The sequence below is a fragment of the Ruegeria sp. BI7 genome (assembly GCF_056537925.1).
The window spans coordinates 1,453,304-1,466,007 of the sequence record NZ_JBQFSK010000001.1 but is presented as its reverse complement, the minus strand read 5'-3'; the positions used below and the strand labels follow the sequence as shown (position 1 = coordinate 1,466,007).

The following is a 12,704-nucleotide window of genomic DNA, read 5'->3' as shown; positions in this document are numbered from 1 at the left end:
GGAGCATGATTGCCGTGCATTCAAGGCTTAGATACCTTGACTTCTAAATTGTATGCTAACGTATACAATTCAAGGGCGATTGTTTTAAATCTCAAGAAACCTTGATTGGCGGTTGAGCGTCGATCCGTTTAAACCGGATAAGCACCCCAAAAGCCCGAGATTTCATATGTTCAGAATTGCTCCTGTCACTGTGTTTGTTTCCCTGTTTCTGGCCACCTCAGCCGTGGCCGAGAATGACCCGGTTGTGGTCGAACTGTTCACATCACAAGGGTGTTCGTCCTGCCCGCCAGCCGATGAGTTGATGCATGATCTGGCACAACGTGACGATGTGATCGGACTGGCCCTGCATGTGGATTATTGGGACTATATTGGTTGGAAGGACGAATATGCCGATCCCAATCACACCCTGCGTCAGCGCGCCTATGCGCGTCAGGGCGGGCGGTCGATGATCTACACGCCGCAGATGGTTATCAACGGTCAGCAGGATGTGGTCGGTGCAAAGTCGCAGGAGTTGGAGTATCTGATCGATGCCCATCTCAAAGCTGCGCCCGAGGCCGAAGTGGTGGCGACCCGTTCGGGCAACGATGTCACGGTCGATGTGACGCCGGTCGAACTGCCAGAGGGTGAGCTTTTTGACGTGCGCGTGGTGCAGTATGCGCCGATGCGTCATGCCTCGATCCGCCGAGGAGAGCTGGCAGGGCATGAGTTGGACTATGCAAATGTTGTAGATACCTGGCAGGTCGCCGGGCAGTGGGACGGGGTGGCGCCGCAGAAGTTTTCGGCGGTGTTGACCTCGGACCTGCCAGCGGTCGTACTTGTGCAGAAGGTTGGGCATGGCCCAATCATTGCCGCCACCAAGGTCAAGTGATCAGGGCATATCCTCGGGCTGAACGCCAAGTCCGTTCCAGGCTTTCCAGCGTCGGTGAATCCAGAACCATTGTCCCATGTGCTGCCGTACCATAGCCTCAAGATCATCATTGGTGAACTGGGTCATGGTCTTGGCGTCAGTATGCGGAACCGGGTCATGCAGGACGATTTCGAAATCAATGCCATTAGGCTGGCGGATCGCATAGCACGGGATCAGTTCGGCTTTGTATTTCATCGCCAATTCGGCGTTCAAGACGGATGTCACGGCCGGTTTGCCAAAAAACGTCAGCTCTTCCCCGCCGTGGGCGTGCAGGTCTGAGACGATGGCAATGATACCGCCACTCTTGAGGGAGCGCACCATTTCAACCATGCCGCGGCGGCCCTGTTCGAACATGGGCGCGCCGGTTTTGTAGAACGCGTCGACATACATGTCGTTGAAATAGGGATTCGCCATACGACGATAGAGGCATCCAATGGGCTGTCCACTGCGGGTTTGCAGGGCGATCCGCGCTGCCAGATAGTGACCGAAATGCGCGGTTATCATCATGACGGGTCGCCCTTCGGCCACGGCGGCGTCAAAGGCAGCAATGCCGGGGCCGGACACCTTGGCGCTGGCCTGCCGTTCCGTGAAGCCTTCTGGCGAAAAGTGCTCCATGATGGCGCGACCTGCATTGTCGGGTACAGCGCGACAGATGCGATTTACCTCGGCGTCCGACAGGTCGGGGCGGGTGAGCTTCAGGTTGCTGCGCACGCGCTTAGTGAACCCGACCAAAGGGGCAAGCCCGCGTACGATGGCCCCCATCGTTGCGATACGCCGTTCATACGGCAACAGCCGCATTGCCCCGATTACACCTTTCAGAAACAGGCCGGTGACATAATATTTTCGAAGCGCCCCGCGGCTTAGTTCCGACTTTTCGACGGGCATAATCTGGTCTCACCGGCTGTTGCAATTTGCCGGGTCAGACATACAAGGCACATTCCGCGACCACAAGCATTCCTATGACCTAAACCGCGGCGCTTGCCTATTCCTCATTGTCTTCTTCGATCAGGGCGATCGTTCCTTCGTCAACCAGTGCACGAATAGCGCCAACAATCTGAGTCATGGCCTCTTCAGCCTCGGACTGCTTGACTTTGCCGCGTTCGCCGATTTCTTCACGCAGGTTGTCGGCCATTCGCGATGACATGTTGGACAAAAGGAATTCGGTTGTATTTTGGTCATCCTCAGCAGTGGCCCCGGCCAACGCGGTGACCAGATCGGCCTGATCCACACTGCGGAGAACCGCCGGGACGTCGCGTGACAGAATACGGGCTGGGATATGCGCAAAGGTAAAGATCGAACGGCGCACGACGCTGGCGAAATCCGAATCCTCTTCATCCAGCGCGGTTAGCAACCCGTCGCGGGTGGAGGCCGCCGACTGGTTCAGAATTGCGCCCACACGCGCCCCGGGACCATCCGCAAACGCCTGCGACGGCCTTTGGTCCAGCTGAGCCGCCAGCGACCAGCCGATGCGTTCCACCGCCTCGGGTGTGACATTGGCGGTTTTCGAAACCGAATAGGTGATCTGACGGGCAACAGGACCGGGCAGGTTCCCCAAAAGCTGCGCGGCCTTTGCGGTTTCCAGTTTCGATAGCATCACGGCGGCGATCTCGGTGCTTTCTGCTTGTGCCATGGCAGCCAGGTCTTCGGGTGGTACCTCGCGCAGCCGTTGCCAGGGATCACCAATCTGGCGCACTCCAGCCACCTTACGCAGCCGCGCGGCTGTAGCTGGGGAAATCTTACCATCCACCGCGTCCAAAGCACCGGCCATACCGTGCGGGAAAGACAGGCCGACGCTGTCCAGCGCCTGTGCAAACTCCTGCGCCACTGCGTCCAATGTCACACGATCCACTAGCCCCATCTCACCCAGCTGATGGGTCAGTTTTTCCTGCAAATCGTCGGGAAGGTCTTCCAGCGGGATATCCGCGCCTTCATTCAGCAGCAGCCGCACGACCACGGCGGCCTTCTGTCGGTTGCTGAGCGCGCGAGGAATGACGCGCGGCGCTTCACTGTCCGCCTGATCTGTCACCGGAGCCGCCCCCGGTGCCACCTGTATCAAAGTGTTTGTATCCTGCATCTGCCTGCGGTGCCATAGTTGCGTTCCACAGGCAGATTACGGAGAGTCGGGTAAAGAAAGGCTGAAGCTTAGTAGTTATAGGTCAGCCCGGTGCGGATTGCCTCGCGCAGCGACGCCTCGGCCCAGGTGCCTTCACCACCGCGCGCCTTGATCTCGCGCCATTGTGCAATTGCCAGATCGGTTTTCCCTTCGGCCACAAAGCCCTGACCCATATAGCTGCGTGCCAGGATATTGTCGGGGTTGGTTTCGATGGCGTTGGAATAAAAGACGTTAGCCAGTTCAAGCTCACCCATTTTGCGATAGGTAAAGCCCCAGTAGGTCTGCACACGATCATCGTTTTGATCCATGATGCGCAGAATATTCTGAGCGTTTTCTAACTGGCCGTCATATGCCAATTCCCGCACGGCTTCATACAGCTCATCTTGGGTGAAGTTGGTCTTGTCCGGCTTGACACAGCGCCCGGCATCCTTGTCGTAAACGCGGCCAAACAGGCATTTCTTGGTTGTGTTCGTTGGCTTGGGTGCGGCGCCGCTTCCACCGCCCGCAGCGTATGCCACCGGTGCAAACACAAAGGCCTGAAGGGCAATAGCTGAAACTAATACAAGACGCATTTTCCTACTCCGTTCTCTGGGCTGCTCTGATCAAGCATAGTGCGATCTGATAAAAAGCTAACAATCGCGGCCTCGCTTTTATTCACAAGTAGGAAATAAAATTCTCAGCTGTTTACAATTTTCGCGCATGTTTGGGTTTCGGAATCCCAATATGTCCCGTCTGCGCAGGACTGGGTTTGCTTGGAATGGCCAGTACAGGCCAAAGCGACCGAAGCTGAAAACGTAAGGGCCAAGGCGCAGAGAATGGTGCGTATCATGCTATTTCTCCCGTTTGGAAATATACGCGCACCATAGCTGATTTTGACCCGTCTGGCAAAAGAGCAGGGCCCGGATCGCGTTGTGCGAACCGGGCCCATTGAACTGACTGAACGGTCAGGATTTATTCGCCAAACACGCGGGCGAAGATCGTGTCGACGTGTTTGGTGTGGTAACCGAGGTCGAACTTCTCTTCGATTTCTTCAGGGCTCAGCGCTGCGGTGACATCGGCGTCGGCAAGCAGTTCTTCTTTGAAGTCGGTGCGATGTTCCCACACTTTCAACGCGTTGCGCTGAACCATGGCATAAGCATCTTCGCGGCTGACCCCTGCTTGCGTCAGCGCCAGCAGAACCCGCTGGCTCATCACCAGACCGGGAAACTTGTTCATGTTCTCCAGCATGTTCTCGGGGAAGATCAGCATCTTGTCGACCACGCCGGTTAGGCGGGCCAACGCAAAATCCAGTGTGATTGTCGCATCCGGGCCGATCATGCGTTCGACCGAGGAATGCGAGATATCGCGTTCATGCCAGAGCGCCACGTTTTCCATCGCAGGGATCACCGCTGCGCGCACCATGCGCGCCAGACCGGTCAGGTTCTCGGTCAGGACCGGGTTTTTCTTGTGCGGCATGGCCGAGGAGCCTTTTTGGCCCATCGAGAAGAACTCGGCACCCTCCAACACCTCGGTCCGCTGCATGTGACGGATTTCGATGGCGATGTTTTCGATGCTGCTGGCGATGACGCCAAGGGTCGCAAAGAAGGCCGCGTGGCGGTCACGCGGGATGACCTGCGTGCTGATCGGTTCAGGCACCAGACCTAGCTGATCGCAGACATGCTCTTCAACGCGGGGGTCGATATTGGCGAAAGTGCCGACCGCACCACTGATCGCACCGGTGGCGATTTCGGCACGGGCGTCGCGCATGCGTGACAGGTTGCGGTCCATCTCGGCATAGAATCGGGCAAAGGTCAGACCCATTGTGGTGGGTTCCGCATGGATGCCGTGGCTGCGACCGATGCGGACGGTGTTCTTGTGTTCGATCGCGCGACGTTTCAGGGCGGCCAGCAGGCTTTCGAGGTCAGCAATCAGCAGGTCCGCGGCGCGGGTGAGCTGTACGTTCAGGCAGGTGTCAAGTACATCCGAAGAGGTCATGCCCTGATGGACAAAGCGTGCCTCTTCACTGCCGACATGCTCGGCCAGATGGGTCAAAAAGGCGATAACGTCGTGCTTGGTGACGGCCTCGATCTCATCAATGCGAGCCACGTCGAATTTCACGTCCTTGGCCTTCCACACCGCCTCGGCGTTTTCGCGCGGGATGACGCCCAGATCGGCCATGGCGTCGCAGGCGTGGGCCTCGATCTCGAACCAGATGCGGAACTTGGTCTCGGGCGACCAGATGGCAACCATATCGGGGCGGGAATAACGTGGAATCATTGGCGGTGAGACCTTTTTGTGTTTGGGATAGAGCGTTGGCGCGGGGTTTAAACCCAGCCGCACAAGGGAACAAGGCACGAGTGCAAGTATGAGACGGTTTGCCCTGATTTTGGCCGTTTGGCCCGGTTTTTTGGCCGCGGAAGAGTTCCGGACACTGACCGGAGACGAGATTCTGGATGCCCTGACCGGCCAGAAGCTCGATTACGGGGACGGCGTCTGGCAGACATTCGATGAAACGATGCTGACGCAGTATTACTCGGGTCGCCCAAGCGCGGGCCGTTGGGCGGTGCGCGAGGATCGGTATTGCTCGGTCTGGCCGCCCTCTGATTTGTGGGCCTGTTATGACGTTCAGAAAAAGGGTGACGTGATCCGGTTCGTCGATGACAGCGGAGGCACCACCGACGGGACCTATGCCGAATGACCCAGCCTCGCAGCCTATCCGAGTTCGAAGGGAGCTGGAGTCTGAGCCGAACCATAAACGACGCGCGGGCAGGGCAGTTCGTGCAAGCCGAAGGTCACGCGGTTCTGCGCCTGTCTGAAAATGGGTTAATCTATGATGAAGAGGTCACGCTGCGCATTCCGGGTCAGGCCGAGATGACAGGCACCCGGCGCTACCTGTGGCGGGATGCAGGCGAAGGGATTGCGGTTCATTTCGAAGACGGACGGTTTTTTCATACATTGAAGCTGGAGCATTCGCAGTCTAGGGATCATCATGATTGTCCGCCAGACAGCTATGATGCGGTCTATGATTTCTCAGCCTGGCCGGTTTGGTCCGTCCGCTGGACGGTGAACGGACCGCGAAAAGCCTATGAAATGAAAACCGAATACCGCCCTCGATAGCGCAATCATCTTGAAGTCTCGATGTGAAATGGGCCATCCTGTGCCCCAATTTCCATCCGAACGTGGAGAAACGAAAATGACTACAAATGTTCTGGCCGAGGCAATCGGTCCGCGCGAGGGCACAGCGCTGCGCGTGAAACAGGTGGCCTTGGTCGCGGTGGGTATCGTTACGCTGGCGATTGCCGCAAAGATTAAGGTTCCGATGTGGCCGGTACCGATCACCATGGGTACCTTTGCCGTTCTGACCATCGGTACCGCCTATGGTGCGCGTCTGGGTCTGATCACCATGCTGGGCTATCTGTTGATCGGCGCGCTGGGTTTTGACGTCTTCGCCGGGTCCTCGGCCGAGAAATTTGGGCTGACTTACATGATGGGCGGCACTGGCGGCTATCTGGTCGGCTACCTGATGGCTACCGTACTGCTGGGCGCGTTGGCCGCGCGCGGTTGGGATCGCTCGGTCGGGAAACTGGCGCTGGCGCTGGTGCTGGCCAATGTACTGATCTATGTGCCCGGCCTGCTTTGGCTGGGTCAGCTCTATGGTTGGGATAAGCCGATCCTGGAATGGGGTCTGACGCCCTTCCTGATGGGGGATGTGATCAAACTGGCGCTGGCCGCTCTGCTGATCCCCGGCCTGTGGAAACTAGTTGGTGACGCCCGCAACTGATTTCCGAATAACCTTGTGAATGACACCGCGCCCAAAGCAATCCGGGCGCGGTTTTTTTGGCCTATTCCAAGAGATGCTGGACAAAACCGGCCACCGCAGTCCAAGCTGCATTCAACGAAAACATCAGGTTATTTAGAAATGAGAATTTTTACTGGCTCGACTCTGGCCGCCTGTGCCGCCCTGTGGTTAGGGGCCGTGGCACCGGCGTCTGCGGATACTCCTGTCACATATACCGAAGCAGGGCGCGCCCTGTTTGGCTTTTCCGTGCCCGATTATTGGGTCGTGCGAACGGGCGGTCCGCGTGAGATTGAGGATACCGAACTGGGTGATCTTCGCGCTGTCGCACGTGTCATGGCCATACGGCCTTTGACCGATGACAACGTCTGGATGGGGTTCGTTTCACCTGCTGGCGTAAAGTCAATTAAGGATGGACTGCAATATCTTGAAGATATTGATAAGTTTCTTGTTGAAGATCCCGAAGTTACCAACACGTCCGACACACGAATTGGCGGTTTACCGGCGCGGGTGATCCGGGGGACCGGTACCCGCGACGGGCGTGGCATCAACTTTACGGCCTCGGTCATTGACCTGCCAAACAGTCGCGTGGCCGTTGTTGTCGCGATCCTGCGCAATGGCGCTGATCCGGCTTATGTTGACGACCTGAATGCCGTGTTCGGGTCGTTTCGGGCCTCGCAGTAAGGAGATGTGCTGATGATCACAAAACGTATCAAACGTACAATCCTTGCGCTGGGGCTTGGGGCTGCAAGTTTTACGCTCTCTGCATGTGATGGTGTTTCAGTTGGTGTCGGCTATGGATACGGTTACGACCCGTTTTATGACTCGATGCTATGGAATGACTACTATCGACGCGATGTTGACGTAGATATTGACGTCGACCGGCCTCCGCGGCCGAAACCGCCTGCTGGCAAACCTCCGGCAAGACCAAAGCCGCCGGTTGCAAAGCCACCTGCGCGACCGCGTCCGCCAGTGGCGCGACCACCCGCAGCCAGACCGCCGATCCATCGCCCGGCGCCACGACCGCGCAGATAGTTTCAGAGGGTCAGGTCAGAAGTTCCGTAGTGATATGGGCTGACCCTTCCAACGTTCTGTGTACAGGGCATTTATCTGCAATCTCCAGCAGTCGGGTACGCTGTTCCTGATCCAGCGGTCCTTCCAGGCGGATTTTGCGGCGGAACACGTCGATCTTGCCGTCTCCGGCAAGACCGGCATCCTGACCATGTACTTTGTTGTGGCAGACATCGACCAAGATACCCGTCAGTGGCCACCGCTTGCGCCGCGCATACATGCGGATCGTCATCGACGTACACGCCCCCAGACCCGAGGAAACAAAGCCATAAGGCGACATGCCCCGATCCGTACCGCCATAGGATTCAGGCTCATCCGCAACCGCGTGATGCCGGGGGCCGGATTGGATGTCCTGCAAATACCCGGAGGGATCAACTTCGGTCACGCGCACCACGCCCTCGGGCGCGCCCGGCGGTGGTGCCGGTGGGCAGAGAGTGACGTATCGCTTGACCCATGCGGCGATCACATCCGCCGCGTATTCCGCATCCGAGGCCCGCGTGATCAGGTGATCGGCATCGTCCAACGTAACAAAGCTTTTGGGATGTTTGGCAGCAAGAAAGATGGTGCTGGCATTGTCGATGCTGACGGTTTCATCCCGGGGGGCGTGCAGGACCAGCAGGGCAGCTTTCAGGTCGCCAATGGCAGGAGTCAGAGCCGTTTCTGAAATGTCGTCGACAAAAGCCTTGCCGATGCGGAACGGGCGACCGCCCAGCATGACCTCGGCTGATCCCTCCTGTTCGATCTGGGGCAGTGCAGCCTCAAAATGGTGCGAGACATGTCCGGGATCAGCAGGCGCGCCCAGCGTGACCACTGCCTTGACGCTTGGGATACCTGCGCGCGCGCGTAGAACGGCAGCCCCACCCAATGAGTGACCGATAAGTAAGGCGGGAGCCATGTTTCGCCCGGCCAGATAATGCGCGGCGGCAATCAGGTCTTCTACATTCGAGGTAAAGGTGGTGTTCGCGAACTCTCCGCCCGAATGGCCCAGACCGGTGAAGTCAAAACGCAATACAGCAATGCCCATAGCCGCCAGACGCGCAGCAATACGGCGGGCGGCGGGAATATCTTTGGAACAGGTAAAACAATGCGCAAACAACGCGGTCGCAAGTACCGGTCCATCCGGCAAATCAAGGCGCGCAGCCAGCTGGTTGCCGTCGTGACCGGCAAAAGTGATGCGTTCGGTGGGCATGACAATTCCTTACCTATCGGGATGGCCCCAATAGTGTGTGCTTCGGTCTGGGCACTCAACCCCATTGTAAGAAGCGTCACGGGAAGGTGAGGGGAATACAGATATTTGGGTCGGATTCTTGCGAGAATACGAGGTTCAATATTTGTGATGTTTGATCAATCAAATATTCGTTTTAATTATTTTGCTCTGATGTCCATCTTGCAGGTGTCACACACAGTCAGCCAAGGAGGCTAACATGGCACACACTGCATCCGCCCCGCGTGGCGTTGTTATTCGACCTGATCTTTTGATCATCATTGCCCTGACCGGAATTTTGGGGTTCTCAGTCGGGCAAAATTGGCCACAGGCAGGGTCGGCTACAATCGAAGCCGCCATCCCATCCGAGGATTGGCACGGGAACGTTCGGCGCTCAACCTGGCCGGACTGAACTTTTACTCAAGCCCCATAAGCTGAGGGTCGAACGGGTATGTGGTGAGGTTTTCATACCCGTCCTCGGTGATCAGCACCTGATCTTCCAGCTTGATCGAAAAATCGCCCCCAACCTCGCCACAGGCGGCTTCGACACACAACACCATGCCGGGCTCAAGCGGATAGTCGTATGAGCCCGCAACCGCCTTGTCCGGATAGGCAACCAGAGGCCATTCATCACACAGACCCACGCCATGCATCAGGCAGCCGTATTTTTGCGCCTGAAACTTGTCGTCCAGCTTGTGTGCATTGGCGGTCAGTTCCGGAATCATCACGCCGGGTTTCAGCATTTCCATATTGGTCATGATATGTTCATGCGCGTGCTGCATGGCATAGATCATGTCGGGGCGAGGTTTTTCATCCCCGATCCACCACGTGCGTGAGATGTCGATGCAGATGCCGTACGAGCCGATCAGATCGGTATCAAAGGCAATGATTTCATTCTTTTGCGTGATCCGTGGACCACATTCCTGAAACCAAGGGTTTGTACGCTGCCCCGAGGCCAGCAAGCGGGTTTCAATCCATTCACCTCCGCGCCGGATGTTTTCGGCGTGCAGAACGGCCCAGATATCGTCTTCCGAGGTCTTGCCATCCCCTACATTCGCCCGCGCGAACTTCTCCATCTCGGCCACCGCGGTTTCACAGGCGTGATTGGCACAGCGCATGGCCAGAATTTCATCGGGTCCTTTCACGGCGCGGCTCTTTTCGGTGACCTCTTCGCCCTCCATGATCTCGAACCCTTGCGCCTCAAGCGCGCGTAGGCCGTGCAACATGATCTTGTCGACGGCCAGACGTTTGTTGCCACCGCCATGTTCGTCGATCAGCAGCCGTACCTCGTTCGAGAACACGTCGGCCTGAACATCCACCTTGTCACCACGGTCAAAATAAAACAGGTCCGCTCCCGAGCGTTGTTCACGCACCAGAGGATTGAATTTCGACAGGAAGGGAGAGTTTTTATAGTCCCAGATCACCATGTAGCCATCGGCACACAGCAGCACGGCGCGGAACGGGTTATGGGTGTTCCACAACTGCATATTGGTGCTGTCGGTGGCATAACGAATGTTGAGCGGATCAAACATCAGCAGCCCACCATAGCCACGATCCACGATGGCCTTCGTAAGGCGCTTCCACCGGTATTTCCGCATCCGCGCCAGATCGGGCAGGGCAAGCCCGGCGGCTTCCCATTCGGCAAAGGCCAGCTGCGTCGGCCCGATCTCAATCCGATCATTCTCGTTCGGGGTGCCGTCGCCAAGCGTAGCGCCCTTTGCCGGGTCAATCTTGCGGGTGTCGCGATAGTGCTGGTTCATAGTGGGTCTCCCTGCCTGCGGTCGAGCGTGGAGAATCATTTCCCCCACGTCTTGAAGGTTTGCGACCGGGCATCCGTCGCTTTTTGACCGACAATCCAGTAAACTGGTGTTAGGTCAAAGGCATGACGATCCTCCAGACCTCAATTCCTTATGATCCGCTTGCCCCACGTCCTTTGCCCGGTATCCAACCGGGCAGCATGGATGATTGGCTGCATTGTGATGATGTGTTTGCCGCGCAGATGCAGCGGCGCACGACGTTGTTGGCCGAAAGACGGGCAGAGGTTCTGGCGCTGGACCCAAGTGCCGAACCTGCGGCGCAAGAGCTGTTGGACCTTGTCCTAAAGCACGCTTACCCAGGGTGTTCGGACCGGGTCACACGTCCGGACGGGCAGGGTGTTGAAATCGACCGCTCCAACCCCATGGATATGCTGTGTCGTCTGGTGCAGGAAGATTTCTGCATCCTTCAAAAGCACGGGGATGAACACGTTCTGACCGGTGCCATCCTGTGTTTTCCCGCCAGTTGGCGTTTGTCTGAAAAATTCATGCGCCCCTTGATCGACATTCATGGGCCAGTCGCCAGCTATGATGCCGATATCGCCCGCCGCGTGCAGCGTCTGTTTGATGGAATACAACCTGAACGTCCGCTTTGGCGCTTCAATGCCTTGTGGTACGAGGACGCGGAACTGCACCAACCCCGCAGTGCCAGCGCACCGCGTGATGTCCAAGAACCTGGGGTCGCACAGTATCTGCGCAGCGAACGACAGACGCTATTGCGTCTGCCTGAAACGAAGGCCGTGGTCTTTTCAATCCATACTTATGTGCTTGAGGCAAAGCACCTGCGCAAAGCGGAAAACCCCGCCTAAGTGGCGGGGCTTCCAAGGAGGGTCTTCGGTTTAGTGCTACATGCCAAACGCGTTTGCGACACCGGCAATTGCCCCGCTTGTGCTGAGAGCGGAGATTGCGACGGAGTAGGCAAGTACCTGAGTATTAAGGCGAAAATCTTCACCTTTGATCAGGTTCACTGCGGCCAGAGAGACCGCGATCGGAACTGACACGCTTGCCACGGCCCCGGTCAATCCCCAACTGGACAGTCGCAGGATATCGCTGGGCTTATCGTGGTCGAGGGGGGGCGTATCTTCGTCCCGATCAGTAGGCTGCTCGATAGGTTCTGTCCGGAAAGCGATGCTGAGCAACTGCTCATCCGACAGCTGGATCGGCCGGGCTGCTGGTTTCAGCGCCTCTTTTTGTGGCTCATCCAGGTCTTCTTCAGTAATGGCCAGCCCCGCGAACGGGCCTGTCACTGCCTCGAAAATCTGTTGTCTGTTGCGTGGTTTGGAAGGCGTCAGCGTGTTGAACGCGCTCATGAACTGTTCCACGGTCAGAACTGTGTTGGGCGACAGCCATTCGACGCGCTGCGTCGCGCAGATATCAACCATCCGATACAGGATGACCACCAACATAAGCTCTGAGATTTCACTGTCATCCAGCAGCGCTGATACCGGAGAGATTGTAATTGCCAAACGGCTCTGCGGAAGGGTCACGATCGGCCGATGGGCGGTCTTTAACCCGGCGGCACGGTCCAACCGCTCAAAACGGTCTTCTGCTCCGGTCGCCTGAGTTTCCAAAGTCAGGCGCACCAGATACTGGCTGGATACGATGCTGGCTTCGGTGGCGCTTAGCATGGTCTTACGCTCGACCAGATGGCCATAGTCTTCCAATGTCGTGGCGACGATGGCACCGAACCGCTCGATCGCGCCGTCGGTCTCACCGTCGAATTGAAGACCACCATGATAGCTGTGCTTCGTAGTCACTGCGCTGTCCCTTGTCGCATCCTGTCTTACCAAACAGGTTAACAAGCGATATGGGGCAGAATT

General features: G+C 57.3%; 14 protein-coding genes. 7 read left to right on the top strand and 7 right to left on the bottom strand.

Annotation, left to right across the window (positions count from 1 at the left end):
- The first annotated feature begins 166 nt into the window (after nucleotides 1-166).
- On the top strand, nucleotides 167-868 hold the full coding sequence (locus tag ACR0JB_RS07350) for a DUF1223 domain-containing protein (RefSeq protein WP_170396246.1): 702 nt from the start codon (nucleotides 167-169) through the stop codon (nucleotides 866-868).
- Here the strand turns inward: ACR0JB_RS07350 and ACR0JB_RS07345 are convergent, their stop codons facing one another.
- The 4 genes from ACR0JB_RS07345 to purB all read right to left on the bottom strand — a co-directional run bounded on the left by ACR0JB_RS07345 (nucleotide 869) and on the right by purB (nucleotide 5,276).
- Nucleotides 869-1,792, bottom strand: coding sequence for a lysophospholipid acyltransferase family protein (locus tag ACR0JB_RS07345; protein ID WP_170349100.1), 924 nt, complete (start codon nucleotides 1,790-1,792; stop codon nucleotides 869-871).
- A 97-nt stretch (nucleotides 1,793-1,889) separates the two neighbouring features.
- Complete coding sequence (locus ACR0JB_RS07340) at nucleotides 1,890-2,981, bottom strand: flagellar motor switch protein FliG (protein ID WP_480789780.1); 1,092 nt, start codon at nucleotides 2,979-2,981, stop codon at nucleotides 1,890-1,892.
- Nucleotides 2,982-3,049: 68 nt separating this feature from the next.
- The gene (locus ACR0JB_RS07335; RefSeq protein WP_170396242.1) at nucleotides 3,050-3,592 is read right to left on the bottom strand and encodes a tetratricopeptide repeat protein; all 543 of its coding nucleotides are present in this window, start codon (nucleotides 3,590-3,592) and stop codon (nucleotides 3,050-3,052) included.
- A 379-nt stretch (nucleotides 3,593-3,971) separates the two neighbouring features.
- Complete coding sequence (purB, locus tag ACR0JB_RS07330; protein WP_170396241.1) at nucleotides 3,972-5,276, bottom strand: adenylosuccinate lyase; 1,305 nt, start codon at nucleotides 5,274-5,276, stop codon at nucleotides 3,972-3,974.
- A gap of 88 nt (nucleotides 5,277-5,364) precedes the next feature.
- On the opposite strand from purB, the gene ACR0JB_RS07325 reads away from it, so the two are divergent.
- The 4 genes from ACR0JB_RS07325 to ACR0JB_RS07310 all read left to right on the top strand — a co-directional run bounded on the left by ACR0JB_RS07325 (nucleotide 5,365) and on the right by ACR0JB_RS07310 (nucleotide 7,479).
- Entirely contained in the window at nucleotides 5,365-5,697 is a 333-nt protein-coding gene (locus tag ACR0JB_RS07325; protein WP_170349096.1) for a hypothetical protein, read from the top strand.
- Nucleotides 5,694-6,116 (top strand): DUF6314 family protein, encoded by a 423-nt coding sequence (locus tag ACR0JB_RS07320; RefSeq protein ID WP_170396239.1) that lies wholly within the window; start codon nucleotides 5,694-5,696, stop codon nucleotides 6,114-6,116. Before ACR0JB_RS07325 ends, ACR0JB_RS07320 begins: the two co-directional genes overlap by 4 nt.
- Nucleotides 6,117-6,192: 76 nt before the next feature.
- Nucleotides 6,193-6,780, top strand: coding sequence for a biotin transporter BioY (locus tag ACR0JB_RS07315; protein WP_170359042.1), 588 nt, complete (start codon nucleotides 6,193-6,195; stop codon nucleotides 6,778-6,780).
- A gap of 138 nt (nucleotides 6,781-6,918) precedes the next feature.
- Nucleotides 6,919-7,479, top strand: a complete 561-nt coding sequence (locus ACR0JB_RS07310) for a hypothetical protein (protein WP_480789779.1) — start codon at nucleotides 6,919-6,921, stop codon at nucleotides 7,477-7,479.
- 361 nt (nucleotides 7,480-7,840) lie between these two features.
- Here ACR0JB_RS07310 and ACR0JB_RS07305 read toward each other — a convergent pair whose 3' ends face one another.
- Complete coding sequence (locus ACR0JB_RS07305; RefSeq protein ID WP_170505501.1) at nucleotides 7,841-9,055, bottom strand: bifunctional alpha/beta hydrolase/OsmC family protein; 1,215 nt, start codon at nucleotides 9,053-9,055, stop codon at nucleotides 7,841-7,843.
- Between the two features lie 235 nt (nucleotides 9,056-9,290).
- On the opposite strand from ACR0JB_RS07305, the gene ACR0JB_RS07300 reads away from it, so the two are divergent.
- Entirely contained in the window at nucleotides 9,291-9,482 is a 192-nt protein-coding gene (locus ACR0JB_RS07300; RefSeq protein ID WP_170505504.1) for a hypothetical protein, read from the top strand.
- A 4-nt stretch (nucleotides 9,483-9,486) separates the two neighbouring features.
- On the opposite strand, the gene dddP is transcribed toward ACR0JB_RS07300, so the two are convergent.
- On the bottom strand, nucleotides 9,487-10,830 hold the full coding sequence (dddP, locus tag ACR0JB_RS07295) for a dimethylsulfonioproprionate lyase DddP (protein WP_170505507.1): 1,344 nt from the start codon (nucleotides 10,828-10,830) through the stop codon (nucleotides 9,487-9,489).
- Between the two features lie 122 nt (nucleotides 10,831-10,952).
- Here dddP and ACR0JB_RS07290 point away from each other — a divergent pair, with 122 nt between their 5' ends.
- Entirely contained in the window at nucleotides 10,953-11,693 is a 741-nt protein-coding gene (locus ACR0JB_RS07290) for a heme-dependent oxidative N-demethylase family protein (protein WP_170396235.1), read from the top strand.
- A 36-nt stretch (nucleotides 11,694-11,729) separates the two neighbouring features.
- Here ACR0JB_RS07290 and ACR0JB_RS07285 read toward each other — a convergent pair whose 3' ends face one another.
- On the bottom strand, nucleotides 11,730-12,641 hold the full coding sequence (locus tag ACR0JB_RS07285) for a hypothetical protein (RefSeq protein WP_226688305.1): 912 nt from the start codon (nucleotides 12,639-12,641) through the stop codon (nucleotides 11,730-11,732).
- Nucleotides 12,642-12,704: the final 63 nt, after the last annotated feature.

What these genes read in the sequence shown, in the direction of transcription:
- ACR0JB_RS07350 (WP_170396246.1), top strand. Translation starts at nt 167, where the DNA reads ATGTTCAGAATTGCTCCTGTCACTGTGTTTGTTTCCCTGTTTCTGGCC.
- ACR0JB_RS07345 (WP_170349100.1), bottom strand. Translation starts at nt 1,792, where the DNA reads ATGCCCGTCGAAAAGTCGGAACTAAGCCGCGGGGCGCTTCGAAAATAT.
- ACR0JB_RS07340 (WP_480789780.1), bottom strand. Translation starts at nt 2,981, where the DNA reads ATGCAGGATACAAACACTTTGATACAGGTGGCACCGGGGGCGGCTCCG.
- ACR0JB_RS07335 (WP_170396242.1), bottom strand. Translation starts at nt 3,592, where the DNA reads ATGCGTCTTGTATTAGTTTCAGCTATTGCCCTTCAGGCCTTTGTGTTT.
- purB (WP_170396241.1), bottom strand. Translation starts at nt 5,276, where the DNA reads ATGATTCCACGTTATTCCCGCCCCGATATGGTTGCCATCTGGTCGCCC.
- ACR0JB_RS07325 (WP_170349096.1), top strand. Translation starts at nt 5,365, where the DNA reads ATGAGACGGTTTGCCCTGATTTTGGCCGTTTGGCCCGGTTTTTTGGCC.
- ACR0JB_RS07320 (WP_170396239.1), top strand. Translation starts at nt 5,694, where the DNA reads ATGACCCAGCCTCGCAGCCTATCCGAGTTCGAAGGGAGCTGGAGTCTG.
- ACR0JB_RS07315 (WP_170359042.1), top strand. Translation starts at nt 6,193, where the DNA reads ATGACTACAAATGTTCTGGCCGAGGCAATCGGTCCGCGCGAGGGCACA.
- ACR0JB_RS07310 (WP_480789779.1), top strand. Translation starts at nt 6,919, where the DNA reads ATGAGAATTTTTACTGGCTCGACTCTGGCCGCCTGTGCCGCCCTGTGG.
- ACR0JB_RS07305 (WP_170505501.1), bottom strand. Translation starts at nt 9,055, where the DNA reads ATGCCCACCGAACGCATCACTTTTGCCGGTCACGACGGCAACCAGCTG.
- ACR0JB_RS07300 (WP_170505504.1), top strand. Translation starts at nt 9,291, where the DNA reads ATGGCACACACTGCATCCGCCCCGCGTGGCGTTGTTATTCGACCTGAT.
- dddP (WP_170505507.1), bottom strand. Translation starts at nt 10,830, where the DNA reads ATGAACCAGCACTATCGCGACACCCGCAAGATTGACCCGGCAAAGGGC.
- ACR0JB_RS07290 (WP_170396235.1), top strand. Translation starts at nt 10,953, where the DNA reads ATGACGATCCTCCAGACCTCAATTCCTTATGATCCGCTTGCCCCACGT.